21 protein-coding genes are annotated in these 24377 nt (G+C 36.0%); 4 read left to right on the top strand and 17 right to left on the bottom strand.

Features of this window, described 5'->3' with window-relative positions:
- Nucleotides 1-17: 17 nt before the first annotated feature.
- The 15 genes from OIZ54_RS02920 to galU form a co-directional block, all read right to left on the bottom strand.
- Nucleotides 18-536, bottom strand: a complete 519-nt coding sequence (locus OIZ54_RS02920) for a polysaccharide biosynthesis/export family protein (protein WP_138577716.1) — start codon at nt 534-536, stop codon at nt 18-20.
- Nucleotides 533-1750 carry an outer membrane beta-barrel protein gene (locus OIZ54_RS02925; protein WP_264389659.1) on the bottom strand — a complete coding sequence of 406 codons (1218 nt, stop codon included), beginning with the start codon at nt 1748-1750 and terminating at the stop codon, nt 533-535. The genes OIZ54_RS02920 and OIZ54_RS02925 overlap by 4 nt, the downstream gene beginning before the upstream one ends.
- Nucleotides 1734-3137, bottom strand: a complete 1404-nt coding sequence (locus tag OIZ54_RS02930) for an undecaprenyl-phosphate glucose phosphotransferase (RefSeq protein ID WP_264389660.1) — start codon at nt 3135-3137, stop codon at nt 1734-1736. The genes OIZ54_RS02925 and OIZ54_RS02930 overlap by 17 nt, the downstream gene beginning before the upstream one ends.
- A gap of 294 nt (nt 3138-3431) precedes the next feature.
- Entirely contained in the window at nt 3432-4424 is a 993-nt protein-coding gene (locus OIZ54_RS02935) for a glycosyltransferase family A protein (RefSeq protein ID WP_264389661.1), read from the bottom strand.
- Between the two features lie 51 nt (nt 4425-4475).
- Nucleotides 4476-5357, bottom strand: coding sequence for a polysaccharide pyruvyl transferase family protein (locus tag OIZ54_RS02940; protein WP_264389663.1), 882 nt, complete (start codon nt 5355-5357; stop codon nt 4476-4478).
- Between the two features lies 1 nt (nt 5358).
- Nucleotides 5359-6834 carry an oligosaccharide flippase family protein gene (locus OIZ54_RS02945; RefSeq protein WP_264389664.1) on the bottom strand — a complete coding sequence of 492 codons (1476 nt, stop codon included), beginning with the start codon at nt 6832-6834 and terminating at the stop codon, nt 5359-5361.
- Nucleotides 6831-7787, bottom strand: coding sequence for a glycosyltransferase family 2 protein (locus OIZ54_RS02950; protein ID WP_264389665.1), 957 nt, complete (start codon nt 7785-7787; stop codon nt 6831-6833). The genes OIZ54_RS02945 and OIZ54_RS02950 overlap by 4 nt, the downstream gene beginning before the upstream one ends.
- 50 nt (nt 7788-7837) lie before the next feature.
- On the bottom strand, nt 7838-9007 hold the full coding sequence (locus OIZ54_RS02955) for a glycosyltransferase (RefSeq protein ID WP_264389666.1): 1170 nt from the start codon (nt 9005-9007) through the stop codon (nt 7838-7840).
- 69 nt (nt 9008-9076) lie between these two features.
- Nucleotides 9077-9889 (bottom strand): glycoside hydrolase family 16 protein, encoded by an 813-nt coding sequence (locus OIZ54_RS02960; protein ID WP_264389667.1) that lies wholly within the window; start codon nt 9887-9889, stop codon nt 9077-9079.
- Nucleotides 9886-10797 carry a glycosyltransferase family 2 protein gene (locus tag OIZ54_RS02965; protein ID WP_264389668.1) on the bottom strand — a complete coding sequence of 304 codons (912 nt, stop codon included), beginning with the start codon at nt 10795-10797 and terminating at the stop codon, nt 9886-9888. Before OIZ54_RS02965 ends, OIZ54_RS02960 begins: the two co-directional genes overlap by 4 nt.
- An 18-nt stretch (nt 10798-10815) precedes the next feature.
- Nucleotides 10816-11730, bottom strand: a complete 915-nt coding sequence (locus OIZ54_RS02970) for a glycosyltransferase family 2 protein (RefSeq protein WP_004587718.1) — start codon at nt 11728-11730, stop codon at nt 10816-10818.
- 51 nt (nt 11731-11781) lie between these two features.
- Nucleotides 11782-12675, bottom strand: coding sequence for a glycosyltransferase family 2 protein (locus tag OIZ54_RS02975; RefSeq protein ID WP_121637342.1), 894 nt, complete (start codon nt 12673-12675; stop codon nt 11782-11784).
- A gap of 12 nt (nt 12676-12687) precedes the next feature.
- Nucleotides 12688-13665, bottom strand: a complete 978-nt coding sequence (locus tag OIZ54_RS02980) for an NAD-dependent epimerase/dehydratase family protein (protein WP_264389669.1) — start codon at nt 13663-13665, stop codon at nt 12688-12690.
- Nucleotides 13658-14863 (bottom strand): O-antigen ligase family protein, encoded by a 1206-nt coding sequence (locus OIZ54_RS02985; RefSeq protein ID WP_264389670.1) that lies wholly within the window; start codon nt 14861-14863, stop codon nt 13658-13660. Before OIZ54_RS02985 ends, OIZ54_RS02980 begins: the two co-directional genes overlap by 8 nt.
- Before the next feature lie 49 nt (nt 14864-14912).
- A complete protein-coding gene (galU, locus tag OIZ54_RS02990) occupies nt 14913-15800 on the bottom strand; it encodes a UTP--glucose-1-phosphate uridylyltransferase GalU (RefSeq protein ID WP_096739757.1) in 888 nt (295 codons plus the stop codon).
- Between the two features lie 341 nt (nt 15801-16141).
- On the opposite strand from galU, the gene OIZ54_RS02995 reads away from it, so the two are divergent.
- The 4 genes from OIZ54_RS02995 (at nt 16142) to OIZ54_RS03010 (ending at nt 20750) form a co-directional block, all read left to right on the top strand.
- Entirely contained in the window at nt 16142-16741 is a 600-nt protein-coding gene (locus OIZ54_RS02995; RefSeq protein WP_282448173.1) for a transglutaminase-like cysteine peptidase, read from the top strand.
- A 25-nt stretch (nt 16742-16766) separates the two neighbouring features.
- Entirely contained in the window at nt 16767-18770 is a 2004-nt protein-coding gene (locus OIZ54_RS03000) for an EAL domain-containing protein (RefSeq protein WP_264389671.1), read from the top strand.
- Between the two features lie 22 nt (nt 18771-18792).
- Entirely contained in the window at nt 18793-19344 is a 552-nt protein-coding gene (locus tag OIZ54_RS03005; protein WP_264389672.1) for a hypothetical protein, read from the top strand.
- 98 nt (nt 19345-19442) lie between these two features.
- Nucleotides 19443-20750, top strand: coding sequence for an O-antigen ligase family protein (locus OIZ54_RS03010; protein ID WP_264389673.1), 1308 nt, complete (start codon nt 19443-19445; stop codon nt 20748-20750).
- A 662-nt stretch (nt 20751-21412) separates the two neighbouring features.
- Here OIZ54_RS03010 and OIZ54_RS03015 read toward each other — a convergent pair.
- Both OIZ54_RS03015 and OIZ54_RS03020 read right to left on the bottom strand, forming a co-directional pair.
- Nucleotides 21413-23272 (bottom strand): alkaline phosphatase D family protein, encoded by a 1860-nt coding sequence (locus OIZ54_RS03015; RefSeq protein WP_264389674.1) that lies wholly within the window; start codon nt 23270-23272, stop codon nt 21413-21415.
- Nucleotides 23273-23275: 3 nt separating this feature from the next.
- Nucleotides 23276-24055: a TatD family hydrolase gene (locus OIZ54_RS03020; RefSeq protein ID WP_029773701.1), complete on the bottom strand. Its 780-nt coding sequence runs from the start codon at nt 24053-24055 to the stop codon at nt 23276-23278.
- Nucleotides 24056-24377: the final 322 nt, after the last annotated feature.

Raw genomic sequence — 24377 nt, forward strand, 5'->3', positions numbered from 1 at the left:
CTGCCTTGTAAACTGCTTTAAAACAAGCGTTGTTCTATTTTAATTGTATCGCCCGCTGCAATTTGGCTGTTTAAATTTCCCTTTTGTTGCTGCTGTTTTGTTTGCTCTTTAAATATAAAAATTTTATCGACAGATGCTCGCTCAGTTAAGCCGCCAGCAAGTGCTATAGCTTGATTCACAGTCATAGCAGGTTGATAAGGGTAAGCACCAGGATTTTTAACTTCACCATGAATATAGAAGGGTCTGTACTGAATTACTTGTACATAAACATTGGGGTTAACTAGATAATTTGGGCGTAAACCTTTAGCAATTACATGTTCAACCTCTGAGGTATTAAGTCCTGAAAGCGTTACTTTTCCTAAAAACGGATAATTAACCTCCCCGCTATTGCCAAGGAGTGCTGTCACCGTTAAGTCAGGTTCGCCGAATACCTTAATTTCTACTTTATCACCAGCACCTAAGACATAATTTTTGTCACTTTGGGCAAAGCAAACATTACAAACTAGAGATAGTACTAAAAAAAAAACAAACTTCATTTATTAGCCTTTAATGCAAATGTAAAATTAATTCCTACAGTTACTCTGTCATATTCAATTAAATATTGACTAGAGTTTTTATCAACAAAGTCTACGTATGTGGAAACCATACCAAATTTATTTGCCATATAACTTATACCCAAGCGAAGATTTTTAGTTTTATCTTCTCGGCCAATGTTTCCTGTATACTGTTCATTCATATAACTAACTCTAGCAAGTGAGCTTAGTTTATTGCTCCAATCATGACTCCAGTCCACACCATATAGACTTTCTTTAATATAATCCCCTTGCACAAGAGGATCCTTTGCTGAACGACTGGTTCTTAATTGCAGCGTAGAATAACTAAGCGGTTTCCAACTGACAGAAGCCTCCCAGCTTAAACCACTAAAACTCTCACGCTCATTAGCTTCAAAGTCTTTATTCTGATAGCCTAACTTGAATGTTCCTGAAGTTATTGCTGAAGCGTCCCACTGTATGCCTCCAAGAATTTTCAGGTCGTTGCTATCTCTCGTTACACCACTACTGGCTAATACGTCATAACGATAGTTTTCTTGTTTAGCCTCTATAAACATTCGAGTAGCTGCTTGAGTATTATAATAACCGGTAATACCAACTAAATATTTATCGTAGTCGCGATATTGTGAGAGCTCTCTAAAATTTTGATATTCTTTACTAAAATACCCCCCCTCAAATGCAATTAACGCTTTGGCGCTTTGCGCACCATATTCGTAACGAGCAGAAGCATTTTTCAATTGATACTTTACTAACTCATCAATATCATCACCAAGACCTTCTGTTAAACCACGTCCCCTCTTTTCATATAGCCAATCTATATTACCTTTCATATCAAGACGCTGTTTACTGGTAAACTCTTTATGAATAGCTGTTCCAATATTTACTTGGGTATAATTATCGAGCGAATCTTTATTATGTAATGCGCTATACGTGCCGATATCTAATTTATAGCTATCAGGTCCGTCTTCAATTGCAGCTTTTAAATTTGGCTCAAAAGTCCAAATTAAGCGTGACTTTTCATCTTCTGGCGTACTGAAAAAGTTATTATTACTGCTGAAGCCGGTCTGAATGGTCGGTGTTATTTTGACTCCACTTTCAGTTATAATACTACCATGTGAAGAGCTAGCAATTGCAGGCAAAGCTAAAAACAGGTTGAAAAAGGTAACTACAAATAAAAGTGTTTTAATATGCATTTGCATTTTTGAACCCTTTAAAAATTGTCATAAAAATAATTTTTATATCTAACCAAAGCGACCAATGTTTAATATAGTGGAGGTCAAATTCAACACGTTTTTCCATTTTATTTAGGGTATCAGTTTCGCCTCGCCAGCCATTTATTTGTGCCCAACCTGTAATACCAGGCTTAGCTTTGTGACGTAACATATAAAACTCTACTTTTTTACGATATTCCTCATTATGCGCAACAGCGTGAGGCCGAGGCCCTACGATAGACATATCGCCTTTTAATACATTTATAAATTGGGGAAGCTCATCTAAACTAGTACGACGTAAAAAGCTGCCCAGAGGCGTGATACGAGCATCATTTCTTTTAGCTTGAGTAACCACATCACTGTTTTCTGTAACACTCATAGAGCGAAACTTCCATACCTTTATCTTTCTGCCATCGAGGCCATAGCGATCTTGTTTAAAAATAACAGGTCCTTGAGATGTTAGTTTTACTGCTAGTGCTAGAGCAATTAGCAAAGGAGAAATAAGCATCAAAATCAACACCGCAACTACTATGTCTTCAGTACGCTTGATAAACTCTCGTGCTCCTATAAAGGGAGATTCAAACACACTTAGTGTATCAAGCTCTCCAACATGTTCAATTCGCGCGTGTATCAAGTTAGAAACTAAAAAATCTGGAATAATATGTACATCAACCGTAGTGTCGCCCAACTGTAACAATATATCAGCAATTCGCTTATCTGCTTTCATTGGTAGTGCAATATATAAAACACCTATATCCCCATTGCGGGCAGCACTTACAGCATCTTGCACTTTCCCTGACACTTCGTATTTGATCGAGTTCTCAAATAAACGTTCTGGTTTTCGGTCGTCGTAAAAGCCTAAGAACCTGAATCCTAATTCATCATTTTTGTTGATCTCATTATATAGGTGAACGGCTGACTCAGTAGCCCCAACAATTGCAACGTTACGTAAATTGATCCCTAACTTTCTCCTATTTCTTTTAAATAAATATGCTGCCAGCCGCCAACCATACATAAATGCTACACTTAGAAGAAACCATAACCCGAGGCCTATTCTAGAAAGCGAGTCGGAGAATTTAAATATAAAAGAAACTAAAAGTAGAAATGAGAATGAGATAAATAAAGCCCCACAAGCACACATTACCATGGTTCTAAACTTCCCTGCACGCCATGACCTGTATGCAGATAAAATTTCAGCGAAATATAAAAAACTCAATGCTACTGTCAATGCAGTAACCATGTATATAGGAGTAAGGTCAATTCCGTAGAATAAAACAGAGAATTGAAAAGCAATAAATAATGCAAAAATGTCGAATAATCGATAAAAATTAGCATCTGAAGAGCCAGTTGGTTTAAATGTCCTTGAAGATGTCATACTATTAATCCTTATAGATATCTTGAAGTGAGAATGCTTACAAAAGCGTAAATTATGTTATATGAGTATATTCAAAGATTCAATAATACAATCCAGTTATACGTGAATTAAAATAATAAATCAGCATACATACAAAATAAAAATAAATATAAACTAAGCTAAACAAAGTTAAACAAATCTTTCATTCAAAATTATATTTAGCTTAAAATAAACTAATATTTATAAACGTTGTACAAACAAAACTTCTTCACCTTACCCAGAGCCTGCCACCATATTATATTAAAAATCACATTTTCATTTTAATATAAAGTTAAATAACCTTAGGGGTAATAAAATTAAGGTAGCTGGACTCATCCTAAATATTTTAATCAACAACCCTTTATTTAAACCTTTACCAGTAATTACATGCTTTACTAATAAATATGAATATTGTTCTTCAAGTCGAGAAACATTAGATTTAACAATTTTTTTCTGGTTACAATTTAAATTAAAGTGCGTATAGATTTTTCTATAAAATAAAGCTTCGTATCCGATCCTGCTTGCAGCTTCTTTCTTTGACCAGTCAAATGAATCAAAAAATATGTTCACTCCTCTACCACAATAAACACCTTTTTTAAAAGAAAATACAACCTTATTAGAGCTATTTACCAGCTGTAACCAAAGAAAATAATCCTCTCCTGCACTAAGTAATGACTCATCAAAACGGTGATCTTTGAGGTTATCAAATTTATACACAACACTTGAAGTTTGGCTTATATAATATTTTAGAAACAAGCTAAAACAATCCTCACCACTGAGTATTGCAAGCTCTTTTTCTATATGAATATTGTATTCTTTGCAAGCTCTATCAAAATCATTAAAACAGCCAACTTCTTTAAATAAAGAATGCTCGGAGTCAAAGCGACTATGATCTGAAAAATAAAAATCAGCATTGTCTGCACACAATGCTTTGATTGCAGTCTCTATATGAAAGTCTAACCAACAATCATCTGAATCTAAAAATGAAACCACTGATATATTCTGTTCACTTAGATAATCAAGGGCTCGGTTCCTAGCCGCAGCAGGACCTTGGTTATGTTGCTCGATAACCTTTAGAGTACAGTTTTGAGGTAATATTAACTCATTAACTTCACTTAGTGCTTTAATAGGTGAACCATCATCTACGATAGTAATTATGAATTTTACACCGACAACTTTTTGCTTAAAAATTGAATTCAGCGCATTGAATAAAAGTCCATTTTCTTTTTGATAAAAAGGAATAACAACTCCTACATTTACTATATCCATTATATATTCCTTTATATTACAGCCCATATGAATTCTATTTTAATACTAATTTTATATTATTAAATCACAATACTGTGATAACTTACTCAAAGCCATATCAGCTTTTAACTCAAATATTTTATCATCACTTAACTGGCCACCCGTTTTAGCTAACTTCAACAATTTATCGCTGGCATTATCAATGTAATATTTGTCTGTAAAACTCAAAACTTTAGCGAATTGTCTACTTCGTTTACCAGCCCCTAGCTTACCGGTCATTTGAGACCATGAGTCCTTGATAGATGAACTTGGCATTTGGCTAAACTCCAAATTTATATCCAGAGATTCAGCCCAGTCGAACCATTTATTATGGTGTATCGGAAGTATTGGCTTTAGTGCAACCCAAGGTACCCTTAATGTGTCAGCTAAAATAGTTCCATGCATTGCTTCAGTAATAAGTAATTCAGTTTTGTCTATTTCACTTAAGGAAAATAAAACATCAGGGTTTGTAGGATCTATAAAATTTATGCCCGCATGTGTACAAACTTTCTGCCAATTTCCACGGGTTATGCTTTCATAATGCGGCATAAAACTAACCTTATACTTTTTACTCTGTTTAGGTAGCTGCATAAAGTGCGTTAATATTGCGGCATCGGTAATTGCTAAAGAAGGGTTTATATTTAAAGCTGCAGCAGTCCTTGGCCCTCTTACAAACGCAATATCCCAACTGCTATCATGGACGTCTGGTTTTGGGGTATAACCACCATAACCTGAGCCCATCACTATTTTTTTTGGTTTCTTAGGTAAGTAATCCCACAAAATAGAGCCTATACCTAAAAATAGCTTTGAGTCGTCTTCATCAAAAAAGCTAGGTGAAACTAGCGAATCCCACATATATTTATTTAGCTCATCACCGAAGTTAGGTACGTGACCTGAAAAATAGGTTAATTTCACTTCAAATTTCCTTATAATTTTGTTTATGTGCTAATTTTAAAATAATTTTGTTTTTTGGAAAAATACTTAAGGCGCTTGACGTCAGTTTACCTCCGTCAAAGAGGTACATTAATGTGAAATAGATAACTATAAAGAATAACCCTTCTATAACTATTTCTAAAATTGTTGTCCCTAAATAAAAGATGTTACTTAAACTTAGTGTTAGTAATATACTTATGACAGCACAGATAACAGGTGATGTAAGACTTGTAAGATATTCACTAATAGTTATATTTAATAATTTACAAGAACGCGCCATTGATGCACTGCAATAGGTTAACTTTCCAAGTATCAAAGCGGCTAAAAAGTAATTAAGCCCCCAAAATAAACTTATTGTGGTTAACGGCACTATGATTAAAGATAACTTTAGCTGTAATTTAAACCACCATTTAGCATTGTTGGTTAATAAAATAATATTTTTCTGTGGGATACCTAATATCACAATCATGTAAACGATACAAAACGCTTTAAATATTAATACAGATTCAATCCATTTCTCTGTAAATAAGACAACAAAAATATCAGTTGAATATGCAAGTAAAAAAATAAAAATAGGATATAGAAGCAAAACTGAAAAATAAACAGAGTTTAAAAAACCTTTTTTAAGGTTGCCATTCTGTGCTTGCGTTTTCGCCAATATGGGGAAGCTAACTTCTGAGACTGTACCAATAAAAACCTCATTCATTATAGTAGATAACCTTTTTGCCACACTGTAAAAACCAAGCTGTCTATTACCTAATATACTACCAATAATTAGTGACTCATAATGACTTAAAGCAAAAGTAAGGCCATTTGTTAAAGTGGCATATATAGCAAATGAATTAAGTTTAATAATACAATTAAACTTGAATATAAATTTCACTTTATCTCTGGTTGGAATGTACACTACTAAAAAGTTGAAAATGGACAGCACCACCTGTGACCAAATTAATGCCCATATACCATAATCTAAAACAAGTAATGTTATTATTATAGTGGCTGATAAAACTCCTGAAAAAAATGTTCTTAAAGCTAAATGTGCATACTTTTGTTCCTTCAAAAGCACTATATTTAATGTAGCATAAAGCCCATCAAAAATTAGTTTTAGGCAAAATATTGATAAAGCGATATTGAATATTTCTGTCTGGAACTCGAAGAATGACACTAAACAAAAAGCGAGTATTAGTAGCACCAACATTATTGAAACAAAAAAGTGGAGCCAAAAAATACTACTAATCGTTAAGGTATCATCTATTTGGTATTTTATTATCGATTCACGCCAGCCAACAGGCATAAAACTACTAGATATATAAATAATTGACAGTGAGAATGCGATTAGACCGAAATCTTCTGGAGCTAAAATACGTGCTGAATACGTAAATACAGCAAAATTAATTATTGGCGGAAAAAACTTACTGACAAATAGCCAAAGAATTCCATAAGATTTATTTATGCTCACTTATTTAATCTTCTTTTAACTACGCGAATGAAAAACTGAGTCCTTAAATTTTTTAAAATAAAAATAAAAGCTGAAAAGGAATTAGTAATAGATTTAATTGTTGTTTTATAGCGCTTATTTTTTATAGATGAATAAAAGCAAATCCATTGAATTTTCATATTAATACTTTTAGCGTGACGTAGTAGTAACTTTCTTTCTTGGCTCGATAAACTTTTTATTTTTGCAAGTGCGTAGTCACAATCTCTTAAATGAATTAAATCAGTTTTACTATGGTTGCCAGAGAGGGAATTTTCTCTAACAATAGCTACATAGCCAGATGCTTCAATTAACTTCAGTTTTGCGCCCAAAATTAAGCAGCGGCAATAAAACTCATAATCTTCACCAAGACGCATATTTTCTTGGTAGCTTAAATTGTATTTTTCTAAAAACTGACGCTTTATGATTGGTTTTATAAACCCGAGCTCTTTTCTAAACTCACCTTTTTTAGTAATGTTTGATTCAATAAAATCTGATAAAGATATTATTGCCGGAAAGTCCTGCCTGTCTCCAAGCATCTTTGTTTTACGTGCTAGCGGGTCAGTTTCATTTATACGAAACTTATCATCAGCAATTAAGTCTTCGCCTTCGCTATAAGCTAATAGTTTTTCATAACGACCAGTTTCAATGTAATCATCAGAATCTAACACTGTAACCCATTTTGAAGTCGCCCTAGAAAGGGCAATATTACGTGCCTTCCCGGGACCACTATTCACTTCAGTAGAAAAGATACTTACTTTAGAGAACTTAGCATTTAAACAGGTTAAAACTTGCATTGTGTTATCTGTAGAGCAATCATCAACAACTATCACTTGGTTAACAAATTTATCATTGACTACTGATTCTACTGCTCTAGTAATTGTTTTTTCTGCATTATAAGCAGCAATAATAACTGCTATAGTATCGTTCTCAGACAAAATATATCCCTATTGTTAACTTTTACACTGTTAGCCTTTACAACGTATATTCACCTTGTAGAATTTGCTTTTTTCCAAGTAACCGTTTTTTTACCTGTAATTGACTGTAATATACCAATACCCGCAGCAATATTCGCCATAGTAAAGTATTCTGCAATGACAGCTATTTTTGAAACAACAGGCACTTTAGGAAATTTTTCAAACCAAGATAATACAGCCATTATATAAAACGAGACTTGCGCTATTAAGATTACTTTAAATAAATAACCACTCTCAAAAATCGCTAAATACACATTAGAAACTAATGCCAACACCATAAATAATAAACTATACCAACGTAATACTTTATGTGAGTAAAGCTTCCATAAATTAAAAAGCGACAAAGTATTTAAACATTCTGATCGTAAATGCTTATAGCTATTATAAGAGCGATTACTAATTCTGATTTTTCTCGGGAATTCTTCTGCGGTACTTTCAGCACCTTTTTCATAAGCAACTATAGTATCATCAAACTTTAGCTTATAACCCTGATTGATAACGCCCATAGACGAGCAGAAGTCATCAAGCACATGCACTGGAAGCTCTCTTAATAAGCTTGTTCTTATAGAAAAAATAGAACCATCTGCACCCATCATTGAGCCAGATAAAGACTCTGATTTTTTAATCATTTCTTCGTATTTCCAATACAAGCCATTACTTTGTGCTGCTCCTTCAAGATCATCGTTTATATAAATTAATTGACCTGCAACCCCACCTACTTCGTCGTCTTTATAGCACTTTGAAATTTGCAATAATGCATCTTTTTTCAAATAAACATTAGCGTCGGAAAAAACTAAAAAATCACATTCAACACCAGCTAAAGCTTTATTGATTGCGTTAGTTTTCCCCAAGCCATCACTTACTTCAAATAATTCGACTCTTCCAGGATATTTATCTACATAACTTTTGGTTATTGAAACAGTTTGATCTGTTGACGTATCTGATATTACTAGTATTTTATAGCTCGCTTTATCGTAATCTAAAGCCAAGTGGTTTTCGATTTTTTTGCTGATCACTGGTTCTTCGTTATGAGCTGGTACGACAATAACGATACTCTTATCATTAGCTGTAAATGTGGTATTTACATACTCTTTTTTAACAGCACCAAAAATGTATATGATTAAAGGAAAAAAAACATATATATATAATAAAATAAATACCGAAATAATAAATATCACCATCACTCATTACCATCCATTGCTTTGCTTTTATATAAAAGCATCAAAGTTAAAACTTTATCAATTACATTCCTACTGATAAACCCTGACATAATCTATTAAAAACTGCTGAGGAAATATAGAACCATCAATTCCATGTTTTCCTCCCCAAGAACCACCAATTGCTAAGTTAATTATTAAATACATCGGCTCATCAAAAGGCCATGATTCGGTATTATCATCTTCTTTTTCATAACTAAAAACTAGCTTATCATCTATAAAAAACTTAATAACATTAGAATATTTTTCAACAGCATATATATGATATTCAGATAAGAGATTTTTTAATTTAAACCCCTTATTTACCGCTTTTTTATTCTGGTGATTTCTCATCTTAGTATGCAGAGCTATATGCACTTTATCTTTTTGGTAACCAACATATTCCATCATGTCTATTTCGCCTTTAGCTGGCCAGCCTTTACCTTGCTTATCGACTCCAAGTAGCCATATTGCAGGCCAAACTCCAATGCCATGGGGTAATTTAGCACGTACTTCAATTTTTGCATTCGTCCATGAATGCAAATTACGTGTAGTTAAACTAGCAGATGTATACATAGGTTTTGGAGAGTCAAATAATTCATCCAATAGACTAGTTTCTACACTCTCCAACTTCCTTGCCTCAATTATTAAAATTCCATCTTTAACTCTTGCGTTATGAAGGTTGTTTGCTACATACAACTGTTTTTCACCATTTCGTACATAGCCTTGTTCGTACCCCCACTTTTCACTAGCAGGTAGGCCATCGCTGTTAAACTCATCACTCCACACTAACTGATTGTACTCTTGTGCATAGAGTGGCCAAGAGAAAGCCTGTAAGCAAAAGAAGTAAAATAAGTGTATTTTCACGCGTAGCTCCTAACATTACCACCGGAGAAGAGCCCATAAAAAAAACCAACACCGTGGGATAAGTCACATAAACTATCTAAACATGTATGCTTCGAACTAATAAAGTACGGCAAAAATGAAAGTAAACCTTTTGCCAAATAAGCAGCCCCTTTAAAGCAGCAAGTAAAAAGTGCTCCTAAGAAAGTCTTATTACAGCTTTCAATTTTAAAGCCTGTAGCACCCATTCTAAAGCAGCGACGTAAAGCCCATTTAGTTGTTAAGCGTTCAATAACGATATGTTCTTGAACTATTGCATTATTAACCCACTTAATTTTGCCACCACATGCTGTTAACCTCAAAAAGAGCTCTTTATCTTCTCCACCGTGAATAAGCGACTCGTTGAAGCTAAGATTCAGTTTTTTAAGTGTATTAACATTAATCAAGATATTATTGGTAGCAGCCCATTTCACCATCACACCATCCCTTAATTTACGCTCGTGGTACAAACGGGCTAAGTTAAAATATTTATGAGTGCCTTTGGGAAATATGGCTTTTTGGGGGCCTGCAACTACATCATAGCCCTTCGCTTTATCACACAGTAAGTTCAGCCAGTTTTTATCTGCATAAGCATCGTCATCAATAAACGCCAAGTAGTCGTACTGGTTATTTTGTGCATAATTTAGTGCATTATTCCTTGCAAACGGTATCCCTTGTTTAGTTTCTAAAACGTGTATTAGATTAATTTTTTTATTGTTAGTAAACTTACTCAAGCTGCTATTAACTACTTGAGTCAATTCGGAATTATTTTCAACAATTAATATACTTAGCTCTATGCTGCTAATGTAGCTTTGTTCAAGGATACTTAAAATACATTGCTCGAAAGTCGCGCTTCTACTTCCTGTTGTTAACACGGCTACTAATACTCTCAAATTACTCTCCCTGTTTTCTTAACTTAATAAGCGTTTACGTATTGGTAACCATAGCAGCCTGCAAGCTGTTGGGTTTATAACTGCAATAGAAAGTGATTTTAAAATCTTTTTACGCTTTATTGATTTTACAAGCAAAATATAAGCTTTAGTGTTTGATAAGTTTCTATTTCTTATTTTAAGAGCTGCATTTTCACTTTTATTAAGTTCATACATCTCTACAAATTTTCTATCGCCCCACTGAAACCTTGAAATATGCCCTTCCGTTAACTGGCCAGAAATGGAGTCGCCTCTAATGGTGTATACATACCCGAAAAAGTCTAAAACTTTTGCTACTGCATTAGCCGCTAAACACGATGCTAAAAAGTAGTAATCCTCACCAATTCGAACTTCAGGCCAGTATTCCACTTTTGTTTTTACTAAAAACGATTTTAAAAAAAGAGGCTTTACGTAACCTGTGGTTTTTTTACCCATGAAATCTGCATTCCCGCTTATAAATTCTGCTAAGGATAAGTTGCCTGTTTTGAGTTCATCATTAGTGTAAAAAGGAGATAGCGCCTGCTCTCCCTCACGGCACATATAAAAATTATCTATAAGAATATCTGTAGCATCATCTTCAGAATTAAGCATTTCGCTCAATCTATTAGGTAAGAAATAATCATCAGAGTCTAAAATTGCGATCCACTTACCTTTTGCAGCTTCAAATCCAATATTACGTGCATAACCTGGCCCCCCATTGCTATTCGATTTGATTAACCTAACCCGCTCATCGCGATAATTCTCAACAACCTCACAGGTGTTATCGCTTGAAAAATCATCAACAACGATAACCTCAAGAGAAACCTTTTGTTGAAGCGCCGAATCTATTGCTTTGCTAATAAATTTTTCTGAATTCCAAGCAGCAATAACAACTGATACTTTTAAATCAGCTTTCATCTAGTAACCTATTGCAGTTATCCATTGAATACATACTCCCTTTATCACTATCTAATACTGAATTATTTCTTTTTTACCAAACAGTTTTGCAAGCACCCCAACATGAAGCGTGCCTCTAAGGAGCCAATGATATTTTTTGTTTTTACCTAGTATTGAAAGTAGGCACATTAGTATACAAAATGAAAATTTACAGCTAGCTAAAGTGCTGTATTTTATTTTATCTAGTACACTGATATTTTTAGTTATTAGACGTGCGCCGCATGTTTGTCCAAACCTGAACTTCCTTTTTAATAACCACATCAGGTTGGCACGTTCAGGCGGTACATCTTCAGTAACCAATGCATCTTTTGCGAATGCAAAGCATCCACCATTAGAATAAACATAAGAAAAAAAGCTACTATCTTCTCCGCCTGATTTACCTAAAGCAAGATCAAACCTCAACCCCTTACAAGCTTGGTGCTTTAAGTTAATCAGAGCATTTGCTGTCGAAGTTGTTTTTATTACCCCTTTAACAAAAACTGGTTGTTGAGAATGAAAATCACATATTTTCATCCAGCTAGGCGCACTGTCGTCATATATCGCTTTAACAGGTCCACATACTACCGCTACTTTTTCCTGCTGCGCTTTTTTATATAAGTTTGAGAGCCAATTAATGGAAGCCACTTCATCATCATCTATACATGCCAACCAATTACTATCTGCATTGTCTAAACACGCATTTCTTGCAATAGAGATATTTTGATAAGGGGCATGGATATAAATTAAGCGCAAGCCAAACTCTTCTGCCCACCCCTCTATTTTAGCTCTTGCTTTATCGGTCTTATCATTATCGGCTATAAGCACTTTTAGCGTTATTTCTCTTGGCAAGCATTGCTTTGAGATAGAATATAGAGTCTCTCTAAGGCTATCTCGTTTATAAGTACAAATTGCCACGCAAATATCCATAGAGAGATCCTATTAATTAAACTTTCCATCTGTAGAGGATGACCACTTGCTTAAAGCGACCTCTACACCACCATCGAACTTTTTACCTTTTGATACTAACCACCCAGGGTAAACGTCTGTTGATTTAACTAACTTCATTACCCGCTCTGGGTGAATTCCAATGTTAAACGCATTAAATAAACGCAAAGCTTTAGCCACCCCGAGCACAATAAATTTTGGTAGCATTACTGTTTTTACGTCTGAAAAGTGGTTAGCCTGAAAAATATCTATTATATCTTCAAGTGTATAACCATGATGGTATGCTCCATTAAATGTTATTAATGTCTGTCTTTGATCTTCAGCAAAGCTAATGGCTTCAATTAAATCATCTACATAAATGCATGCTTTTATTGTATTTTTCCTGCCCGGATAAATAAAAAAACCCTTACTAAGTAAAGTCGCTAGGCGCGTAAAGTTACCCCCTTCTCCAGGCCCAAAGACTACTGCAGGCCGCACTATCACTAACTTATTAATTGCAGAGTTTTTATTAAGCCATTCTTTATGAACTTTCTCTGCTATCATTTTCGAGTATCCGTAAGATGATGTAGGCTGTAATTCGGTTTCTTCTGTTTTTTGATCTTCGCCCGGACCATAAACTGAAATTGAGCTAGTAAAAATTATATTTTTGATACCCGCTCTTTCAGCATACTTACATACTTCAAGTGCGCCACAGATGTTTGTTTCATAGTATTCATGATGTTCATGGCCTGGTGTCGTGTGGATCGCCGCAAAGTTATAAATTTTATCGATGTTATTGAACAGCTCTAATGATGATAAGTCCCTCACATCAGCTACAATATAATTCACCCCTTTGCGTGGGGATTTTGGCTCTTTTATGTCCACAGAGATAATAGTTGTACAACCTTGTATAAGAAGCTTATCAATAAGGTGTGTGCCTATAAAACCTGAGCCACCAAATATAATTACACCTTTAGGTATTTCTTTATTCATAACGCTCATCTTCCTTTAAATAAACCCAAGATACACACATAAAAAAATGAATAACTGTGAACTGCTCAAACCAAACAGCTTCTAAAAAAGTTTGTAAAAACATATAGCTTAAAATTAATATTGCAAAAAAATGTGAACTCCCATAAGCGATGTTATGTAAATCAAATATCCTACTTATAAATAGCTTTATTAAATATAGGTAAAGAAACAAACCAATTAGGCCAAGTTCAACGCCCATATCTACATACATATTATGGAAATTAAACCCTGCTCCAGAGGGGACATGGTGGAGTGCCCATATATCTTCGGCTATATTATTTCCAACATAAAATAAACTCTGGAAACCCACTCCAAGTAATGGATTTTCCTGTATAAGTGATATCCCTCTTGCCCATAAGTGTGTGCGACCTGTTAAAGTTGGATCTTTACCAATGCTATACATAAGTTCATTAAAACTGCCATTGATAAGTGAATAGACTAAAAGGAACATACCGGTTAAAAAAACTAACAAGATACTCCAGTTCAGTTTTCCTCTAGTGAACTTATTTAAAGCTAAATTTTGGTAATAAATAATTACAATACAAATTAATATACTACCTAATACAAACACCATTGCGCCCAATGACTTAGCTTTAATTAAAACTAAAGTCGAAGTAATTAATAGCACAACCCCTAATATACGACTGGACCTATCAATCATTTTATTGAGCGATAAGGTAAGTGCTAATGTAATGCACATAGAAGTATTTGCAGCTAAATAGTTTTTACTTCCAAAAATACCAATTAAACTTATTTCACCTGTCATACCATTTAGAGCAGTGCGAGATGAAACTAAACTCATCACCATAGCAATTAACATAATAAACGCGCCAGCCCTTAAAAATAAGTTAAGCCCCAAGCGACTAGCTATGACGACTGCGAAAATTGTAGTGAGTAAAAGCTGTATATTTGCCCGCAATGCCGTTGCTGGAATATCTGACCAAATAACAGATAATAAGCATAAAGCTGGTATTAAAAACAACTCCCAATTTTTTTTACATACTCTCAGGGTAAAGTTGATGCCTGATGCAGCATAAGCAGTCCCAGCTATTAAAAAAGTTAAAGCCGCAAACGCGCCAAACATCGTATTGAATAACAATGCACCAACAGCTAGGGCCCCCCAAAATGAGGCGTATAAATGATCTTTTTTTATAAACATAAAAACTTAAAATGATGAACTCGCTATGTAGCTTTTTACTCATTACATTTTATAAGAGTGCTTTCACTTCCTTTGTAAATGCTTCTCCCAATTGGCTTGATTTCATCGCATATTCAACGTTTGCCAACATATAACCTAACTTAGAACCACAGTCGTGCGACTTCCCTTTTAGATGATAAGCCTCTAATGTTTCTAAGTGACGAAGTTGAAGTAGTGCGTCTGTTAGCTGTATTTCTCCACCTGCTCCGGGTGGTGTGTATTCAAGTAAATCCCAAATTATTTCTGACACGACATAGCGCCCAGTAATCGCTAGATTACTTGGTGCTTGATCATTATTTGGTTTTTCAATCATGTTTTTTATAACTGCATTCTCGCCGGCTTTTATTTTTTTACCCGCTAAATCAACCACTCCATATTGGTGAACTTGCTCTTGCGGTACGGGCTCTACCATGACTTGGTTATGGCCTGTTTTATCAAAGCGGTCGATCATTTGGCTTAAGTTGTCAGTTTTTGGATTAGATTTATATTTATCAATAATGACATCGGGGAGCATCACTGCAAAGGGGCTATTTCCTACGATTGGACGCGCAGCAAGCACGGCATGGCCTAACCCTAAAGGGGCAGATTGACGAACAGAAATTACCGTTACATCTTTTGGTACTATTGAGCGTACTTCCTCTAAAAGACTACGCTTCACACGTGCTTCTAGAGTGGCTTCAAGCTCAAAACTCGTATCAAAGTGATTTTCAATTGAATTTTTGGAGGCGTGGGTGACTAAAACGATTTCTTTTATACCGGCAGCAACTGCCTCATTTACCACATATTGAATGAGTGGTTTGTCTACCAAGGGGAGCATTTCCTTAGGAATAGCTTTAGTGGCTGGTAGCATACGTGTACCAAGGCCAGCAACAGGTAGAACAGCTTTTAAAACTTTCACATTAATTCCTTTTATCTTATATAGAACAAAAAAAGATCTCGCAAAGCAAAGTCCATTAACGTTCTCACATACCCTATGTGTCTTACAGTATACACGCCCAAACAATCTACTCAACCAAAAAAACATCCTTTTTGACTGTTTTTTTGTTAAATTTATGTTGCACCAAATTAAACTTTTACGCACTAAATTAGTGCTTCCAATACTTTTATACTATCTACCTTTTTAATGTTAATGCAACTATACTAAAGCTCATTTTTAAAGGAATGCTTCAAAAGGGAATAGTAGTGCGCTTCATTTTTTGTGTTTTATTCGTATTATCTTTTATTGTGCACTCCCAAGATATGCTTACGAATTTGCGTAATAACGATATAATTTCATTTGCCCAGCAACAGTATGGTAGCCAAGGACACGCACGTATTAAAAGCTGGTTAAGTTTTATAGATGAAGCTATCAACAAAAATGAATGGAAAAAAATACATCTTGTTAATGACTTTTTTAATGAAAAAATTAAATACAAGTCTGATCAAGCTCTTTGGCAGAAAGCTGATTATTGGGCAACACCACTTGAAAGCCTTGGCACTGGCATGGGTGATTGTGAAGACTATGTAATTGCGAAATACTTTACGTTACTCGCTTTAGGTATTCCTGAAGATAAAATTCGGTTAATGTACGTTCGTCATAAGGAGCTTAACCAACCCCATATGGTTTTAATTTATATTGAGCAGCCAAAGCAAATTCCTTATGTGCTAGGAAACTTCAATACAAAATTACTACCAGCAACTCAACGTACCGACTTAACGCCAATATACAGCTTTAATGGCCAAGGTTTATGGTTAGCTAAATCGAAGGGGTTAGGTAACAAAGTAAAAAACAGCCGTGGTGTATCTGCTTGGAATACAATGCTAGAGCGAATTGAACAAGGTGAGCTTGCTCCCATATAGAATAACGTTAAAGGAACTATTAGTTATGTCGTCTTTTTTTAAAAATGGCTTGAGTTTAAAAACGCAAGTTTATGGATTGATTATAGTCATTTCATTAATTTCTTTTTGTGTTCGGGTAGTTACCGATGTAGATACCACTCGCCAGTATTTGCAAACCCAAATGGGGAGCCACGCTCAAGATACCGCCACAAGTTTAGGGCTTTCTATTTCGCCCTACCTTGAAGAAGACAGCATAATGATTGCTCAAACAATGGCAACGGCCATTTTTGACTCAGGTTATTATAAACAAATAAAATTTACTAATGCCCAGACTGAGGTGGTTTTTGAACTTGTAAACCCTAAGCGTGTTGAATCAGTACCTAATTGGTTTATAAGCGCAGTTAAGCTAAACGCACCAACTAGGCTGTCTGAACTAAACAATGGCTGGATTATGGCAGGTACGCTTGAAGTAACAAGCCATGTTGGGCAGTCGTATCTAACCCTTTGGGAACATACTAAACGCAGCTTTTATGGATCGTTTTTATTATTAGTAGCGTCACTGGCTGTTGCATTTTTAATACTGCGTGCTGTTTTTAAACCACTTAGAGCTGTAGAGAACCAAGCCCACCTAGTTACACGTAAGCGCTTTACACTCAACGATGAAATACCTGTTGCGCGCGAGCTGCGCACTGTAACTAAAGCCATTAACAATATGGTTATGAACCTGCAAAGTACGTTTGACTCGCTTACTAGGCAAACACAAGCCCTTACCGAAGAAGTATATATAGACCCTTTAACTGGTTTAGGTAACCGAAAGTCGTTTGATAACCATTTTAACTCGGTAGTTGACTCTATAAGTGACGAGACACCTATTACTGCAATGATGATTACCCTGCCCTCGCTTGCAAACATTAATAAAACGGTAAGTTATCAAGACGGTGATGAACACGTAAACGAAGTGGCAAACATACTCAAAACCACGTTTGGCGAGCTTACTAATGCAAAAGTGTTTAGGTTAAATGGCAGTACTTTTATTGCCCTTGCGCCCTACGATAGTGATTTTTTAAATAGAACTCGGCTTGAAATTACTGATGCATTTAGCCAGCAAAAAAATAGTTTGCATGTTAGTGGCTTTGCTAACTTTGCGTTAGTAAGTGTAGTAAAAGGAATGCCTGTAGGTCGCGTATTATCAGCGTTAGACACGGGCTGTACAATTGGTGACACAAACAATAATAAAATAGATAAAGACACTTTATTTAGTGCTAATCAGTGGCGCTCACTTATTCAGTCAATTTTAGCATCTGGTGAAGTGAGTTTTTCAGTGCAACCTGTAAAACGTGCTAACTCACAAAATAAGCAATGCTATTTTGAGGTATTTGCTCACTTTATTCATGAAAACGAGAAAGTGAGTAACGGGCATTTGTTTGCTATGGCAGAAAAACTAAACTTAACTGAAGAGCTTGATAAAAAAATAATTCGTAATTTTGTTAATGTTAAAGAGCAATATCCAAACGATGTATTTGCGCTCAATTTAAGTAAAGCGTCATTATACTCTACTGAGTTTATTGAATGGTTAACACTTTACGCCCATACTAAACCTGTTTTAAAAACTAATCTGTTATTTGAACTACATGAAATTAGCTTGCTTTATAATGTTCATATTGCTTCACAACATATCGATATAATAAAAGACATAGGCATTAATGTATGTATTGAGCATTTTGGTACTAGCCTCACCTCCTTTAAATACTTACAAGGCTTAGATATTGAGTATGTAAAAATAGACGGTAGTTACATACAAGACTTACTAGATAACAGCCAAAGCCAATTTTTTATTCAAACAGTTAATAATATTTGTCATGGTTTTGGTATAAAGGTGCTAGCTTGTTTAATTGAAAAACCTGAAACATTACATATGCTTGAAAACCTCGGGTGTGACGGTATACAAGGTAACTTAATTATACCACCGTCAAAAGTTATAGAAACTAAACGTAGTGGTATGAATAAACAGTTTACTTTTTGTACCAATACGCTAAGGTTCTGTAATTAGTAACCTCTAAAAGAGGCTCATAATGAGAGCACTTATACTTGCTAGCTTGATTGTTGGCACCTCAAGTTTTGTTACACTTCCAGTTTATGCTCAAGCAGACAACGATGTAGTTGTGCAAACTGGTAACCTAGATACTTTAATTAGTATTTTGAACAACGCCACTGCAGAAACTCCATCGGATGAGTTGCAACAAAACTTAGTAACTGCAATTGAGCAACTTTGCCAAAATACCGGACCAATTGATTTAGATTCTCCTATCGCTAATGGAACGTGTTCTGCTGAGCAGCTTGATATAATTATGAATGCAGTTATTGCAGCCATTGGCGCAGATAGCCCGTTTATTTCTGATTTTTTAGCGGCCTTAGTTACTGCAGGCGTTAATAGCGATGCTGTAACGCTTGCTGCAATAACAGCTGGAGTTGATGCAACTATTGCGTCAGAAGCAACAGCAGCTGGTCCTACAGAGCCTACAGCACCAGCTGGCCCTGTAATTGTAACCTTGCCTACAACAACCGTTCCTCAAGGCGCAGGCGGTACCGGTGGTGACGCTGGTATTTCTGAAGTTGGCAACTAAATAATAACTAGTTTTATAATACAAACGCAGCCTAATGGCTGCGTTTTTACTTTAAACACTATTGTTTAACTATTAGCTCGTTTTTTTTTGAGAAAGCTGTGAATCGTTTTATATTTTTTTTGCTGTGTGCAATTGTTTTTTTGCTGCCCCTTCCTTTAGGTAGCTACCGACCCTGGGCCATTATGGCAATGGGTATTTTAATTTGTATAACCTTTGTTTTTCACCTGCTTAATAGCGCTGTAAATAACCAAACGTTGTACCCTCCTCGCTATTCTTTACCCATTATTTCTGCTTTATTATTAGTATGCGCTATGTGTACTTTGCAATTTTTTACTGTGAGTTTAGACCCCTTTCAAACAAAACAAATGCTGTTAAAAACGAGCTTTATGGTTTGCTTTTGTTGGCTTATATTTATTTATTGCAATAATAGTGAGCGTATAAAAAAGCTTATTTATACCATTATTGCAGCGGGTGTTTTTCAGGCTTTGTATGCAACTTACCTAAATTTGTCACCTGATATTCTCAGCCCTATTTTTGGATATAGGCACACGCAACGCGCCATAGGTACGTTTACTTACTCTAACTTTTTAGCTAACTATTTAGCGCTATGTTTATGTTTGGGTATTGGTGTATTAGTGAGTGAATTAAAGCGAGGTAATCATACAAGTGACCTTACATTTAAACAAACTTTGCGCGCCTGGACAGAAATACTATTAAGCTCAAAAATAATTTTGCGTATATCGTTAATTATTATAATTATTGCGCTAATTTTAACGCGCAGTCGAATGGGTAATTCAGCCTTTTTTATAGCACTGATGGCTGTTAGCTTGTTGGCTTTGTTTGTTTACAATAAAAAACCTAAAGCGTTTAAGTTACTTATTATTAGTTTTTTTATAATTGATTTGATCATTATTGGTGCAATATTTGATGTAGAAAAAGTAAAGCAACGTATAAGCGAAACCAGTATTCAATCTGAAACACGTGATGAAGTAGTTCGTGATTCAATCCCATTAATACTCGACAAACCTTTATTGGGTTCAGGTGGCGGTACGTTTTATACAGCTTTCCCTGCGTATCAATCTGAGCCGTACTCTGGCTATTACGATAATGCTCATAACGACTATATTCAATTTGCTGTAGAACTAGGCATTCCCGTAACATCAGCTTTAGGAGCGCTTATTTTATATTGCTTATGGTTATGTATTCAGACAATGAGAAAGCGCAAAACAGCGTTATTTCAGGGCGTGGCTTTTGGCTGTGCTATCGCTATTGTAGATATGCTGTTGCATTCTTCGGTAGATTACTCGCTCCAAGCAGGCGCTAACTCAATGTTGTTTATGGTTATTTTATGTTTGGCGATTTTAAGTAATAAAATAGTTGTTAAGCGAGGGCGTGATTTTAAATAGCTATTTTTAAAAATATTTGCACAAAGAGGTTTAGAGACGCTACGCTTTAGAGTCGTAATAAACAAAGTAAAATGTTTGGATTAGTTATGTCTTCTTATTTACTCCTCATTCGCTTCTCTTTGTGCAAATTTTTATGTTATTTTAATCACAAAGAGGTTTAGAGACGCTACGCTTTAGAGTGGTAATAAACAAAGTAAAATGTCTGCATTGGTTGTGTCTTCTCATTTACTCCTCATTCGCTTCTCTTTGTGCAATTAGCTTAAGTTACTTTTTCACAAAGAGGTTTAGAGACGCTACGCTTTAGAGTCGTGATAAATAAAATGCCAGGATTGGTTATGTCTTTTCATTTACTCCTCATTCGCTTCTCTTTGTGCAATTGAACTTAGTTATTTTTCACAAAGAGGTTTTGAGACGCTCCACTGTAGAGCAGTGATAAATAAGATGTCTGGATTGGTTATGTCTTCACATTTACTCCTTATTTTCTTCCCTTTGTGCAATTAGCTTAAGTTACTTTTTCACAAAGAGGTTTAGAGACGCTACGCTTATGAGTCGTAATAAACAAAGTAAAATGTCTGGATTGGTTGTGTCTTCTCATTTACTCCTCATTCGCTTCTCTTTGTGCAATTAAGGTTTTTACTTCACTCAAAAAATTTTTCGCGGCTTTACTGCTCTTCTAAATCAAACTCGGTGGTGTGGCCTTCGCCGTGGATGAGTTGGTAGCGGGATAGGTCGCCGTTATCTAGCGTTATTAGGCTTATTGCGGAGTCGCTTACTAGGTACTTTTGGCCTTCACCTTTGGTTTGGTGTTTATCTACTTCCATGTGCCAGCGTTTGGTGAAAAAGTTAAGCGGGCTTTTGGGGCCGTACAATATTGAGTCGAGCTTATCGAGTACATTAATTAGCTTACGCGGAAATTCGTTTTTAATACCGCTGGCGGTGAGCTGCCATATTCTATTTGGGTGATCGCCAAAGCGTTTTTGCACCGAAAAACAAAAAGAATAATGCACATCACCCGATAAAATAAGCGTTTCGTTAGGTGTGTCTGTACGCCTAAAGGTATCAAGCAGTTTTTTGGCCGAGCCTTCGTGTGCCATCCAGTTTTCTACATCAACCATAAGCGGCTGGCCGCACATATTAAACGCGGCTTGAATTGCTTCTATTGATTTAACGCCAAACACAGGCGCTGGCGATACAATAATTACTTTGCTGTGGCTCAGCAGGCTTTCTTCAAGCTCTGTTAAGCGCTCCCAATCAAGTAAGCCTGAGGGTTCATTAAAGTTACTTTCGTTACGCCAGCGGTGCGTGCGGGTATCAAGCACAACTACTTTAGGCGTGGTGGTAAGCTCATAATGCCAATAGTTAAATTCGTTCAGAGGCTTATCAAAGGCTTTAAACTGCCAACTATTGTTGGCGCTACGGCTTTGTTTAAACTCATCTATAAGCTCGCCGGTTTTATGTAGCGCGTCGTTGCCCAGCCCTTGAAATAGCCAATAACTTATCAGCCCATTATTAATGATGCGTTTACTACTTGGGTTCTGATTTATAGCTTGCTCCCACCCTGCTGTTAGGTTCCAATCATCGGTAACATCGTGATCGTCAAACATCATCAAGGTAGATACATTAGCAAATAAACGCTCTACGCTATTTAAGCCTTTCGCGTAGTCAATTAACGCCTTTTTTTCGGCGTTAAAAATGGTGTTATTTTTTTCATTGCCTTGTGTGTAATGGCAATTTTTAATATCAACGCATTGCCACGCGGCGGCACTAAAGTTAAGTAAATACAGCGCTATAAATTCTTCAAAGTGAATTAAGTGATTATGCGCTTTTACGCTAGAAAAATGAGGCTCGTCTTTTTTTAGCCAGTACCCAACGCCCAGTTTTGAACGTTTTTGCCATGGTGTTTTAGGTAAGTAATGATGGCGGTTAAAAAGCTGCTCATTTATATCTGCTGGTAAATTGAGCTCAAGCGGTTGCTCTTTATAAATACCTAATGCATCTATTAGCTGATGAATAGCCAGTAGCATAGGGCCGGCTACATCATCGGCGTAAACTTGGTCTCCGCTAAGCAGTAAAAGCTGTGCGCCCTGCAGTTTATTACTGCGCTGGGTATTTTGCCATTCACTTGCTGATACTAAGCTGTCTTTTGCGGGGTGATGTGCGTTGCGACACGAGCCATGTAAAATATGCGTAAGCTTATTGGCAATTGCAAACGAAGGCGCCGTTTGCCCTTCAAAGCACCAAGGAGTTAAGTCAATTTTTTGCTCGTTAATATGCAATGTATACGCTAATAATGTGTCGAGCGGAAACTGGCTATCAACAGGTTTTATAATTATAAAATGCAGGTAAAGGTGTTTACCTAATGCAATGCTTTGCTGCTCGCTGTAGCTTTGTTGGTTTTCAAGTGTGATTTGGCAATTGCCAGGGCGTGAAGTAGCAAACTGTATACATATACCACTTTGCTCAGCTCGGCGCACCATAGGCCCCATTAATAAAAGTGGGAGTTGCGCCGATTGAGTAGTCATGTGTTAGCCTTTCGCTGCTAATTTAAAAAGTGAATAAAAGTTATCAGTCGTTGCTTTTGCAAGCTCGTTAAAGCTTATGCCTTTAAGCTCACTAATATAGTAGGCAACATCTTCTACATACGCAGGCTGATTTGTTTTTCCACGGTACGGCACAGGTGCTAAATAAGGCGAGTCTGTTTCGATGAGTAATCTATCGAGTGGGATTTGTTTTACAACTTCTTTAAGCTCTACGGCATTTTTAAAGGTAACAATGCCAGAAATAGAGATATAAAACCCCATATCAATCGCTTTTTTGGCCATATCCCAATCTTCGGTAAAACAATGCAGTACGCCACCGCAGTTTTCTGCTTTGTGCTCACGCATCAAGTTAATGGTATCGGCTCTGGCATCACGGGTATGAATAATCAGTGGCTTTTGTAGTTCGTTTGCTACTTCAATATGGCCAACAAAACTGGCTTGTTGTACTGCGTGCGTGTCTTTTGAATAATAGTAATCTAGGCCTGTTTCGCCAATCGCGACTACTTTTTCATGCGATGCTAAATCAATGAGTTGCTGTTTATTAAGGGCATCTTTTTGATCAAGCGGATGCACGCCACACGATGCCGATACATCGTCGTAATGTTTAATTTTTTCAAGCATGCTTGGGAATTGATCAAGCGTTACACTTACACATAAAAAGTGCTCTACTTGCTTTGCGCGGGCGTTGTCGAGTACTTGATCTAGGTTTAAATCTAATTTGTCAAAATCAAGACGATCTAAATGGCAATGAGAATCTACAATCACTATACGGCCTGTATGGTTTTGGGTGTTAAATTATACTAACCTGCAAAAATACCTAGTTGTACCAATTTGCAATAATACCTAATCATTTTGCGGGGCTAAACGTGTCGCTACCTGCGTTAAACAATGCTTATTTACGACTGCATGGATGCAGAGCAATGCAGGAGCAATTGCCGAGCATAACTAAATAGCGAATTTTTTACCTAGCTATCAACACGTTTTTCCAGCCTCAAAGTAAATCACTTAATTAAGCGAATGGGTATTAAACGAATTGATATAAGCAAGTTAGTATTGCAGTTAATGAGAGCTAAGCGCTCGCTAACCG

This window comes from Pseudoalteromonas sp. A3, from assembly GCF_025942345.1.
GTDB lineage: Bacteria > Pseudomonadota > Gammaproteobacteria > Enterobacterales > Alteromonadaceae > Pseudoalteromonas > Pseudoalteromonas atlantica.

Bases quoted from the DNA above. Each gene is read 5' to 3' on its own strand.
- OIZ54_RS02925 (WP_264389659.1), bottom strand. From the start codon at position 1,750: ATGCAAATGCATATTAAAACACTTTTATTTGTAGTTACCTTTTTCAAC.
- OIZ54_RS03015 (WP_264389674.1), bottom strand. From the start codon at position 23,272: ATGACTACTCAATCGGCGCAACTCCCACTTTTATTAATGGGGCCTATG.
- OIZ54_RS02980 (WP_264389669.1), bottom strand. From the start codon at position 13,665: ATGAATAAAGAAATACCTAAAGGTGTAATTATATTTGGTGGCTCAGGT.
- OIZ54_RS02975 (WP_121637342.1), bottom strand. From the start codon at position 12,675: ATGGATATTTGCGTGGCAATTTGTACTTATAAACGAGATAGCCTTAGA.
- OIZ54_RS02955 (WP_264389666.1), bottom strand. From the start codon at position 9,007: ATGGTGATATTTATTATTTCGGTATTTATTTTATTATATATATATGTT.
- OIZ54_RS02970 (WP_004587718.1), bottom strand. From the start codon at position 11,730: ATGAAAGCTGATTTAAAAGTATCAGTTGTTATTGCTGCTTGGAATTCA.
- OIZ54_RS02935 (WP_264389661.1), bottom strand. From the start codon at position 4,424: ATGGATATAGTAAATGTAGGAGTTGTTATTCCTTTTTATCAAAAAGAA.
- OIZ54_RS03005 (WP_264389672.1), top strand. From the start codon at position 18,793: ATGAGAGCACTTATACTTGCTAGCTTGATTGTTGGCACCTCAAGTTTT.
- OIZ54_RS02920 (WP_138577716.1), bottom strand. From the start codon at position 536: ATGAAGTTTGTTTTTTTTTTAGTACTATCTCTAGTTTGTAATGTTTGC.
- OIZ54_RS02985 (WP_264389670.1), bottom strand. From the start codon at position 14,863: ATGTTTATAAAAAAAGATCATTTATACGCCTCATTTTGGGGGGCCCTA.
- OIZ54_RS02995 (WP_282448173.1), top strand. From the start codon at position 16,142: ATGCTTACGAATTTGCGTAATAACGATATAATTTCATTTGCCCAGCAA.
- OIZ54_RS03000 (WP_264389671.1), top strand. From the start codon at position 16,767: ATGTCGTCTTTTTTTAAAAATGGCTTGAGTTTAAAAACGCAAGTTTAT.
- OIZ54_RS02930 (WP_264389660.1), bottom strand. From the start codon at position 3,137: ATGACATCTTCAAGGACATTTAAACCAACTGGCTCTTCAGATGCTAAT.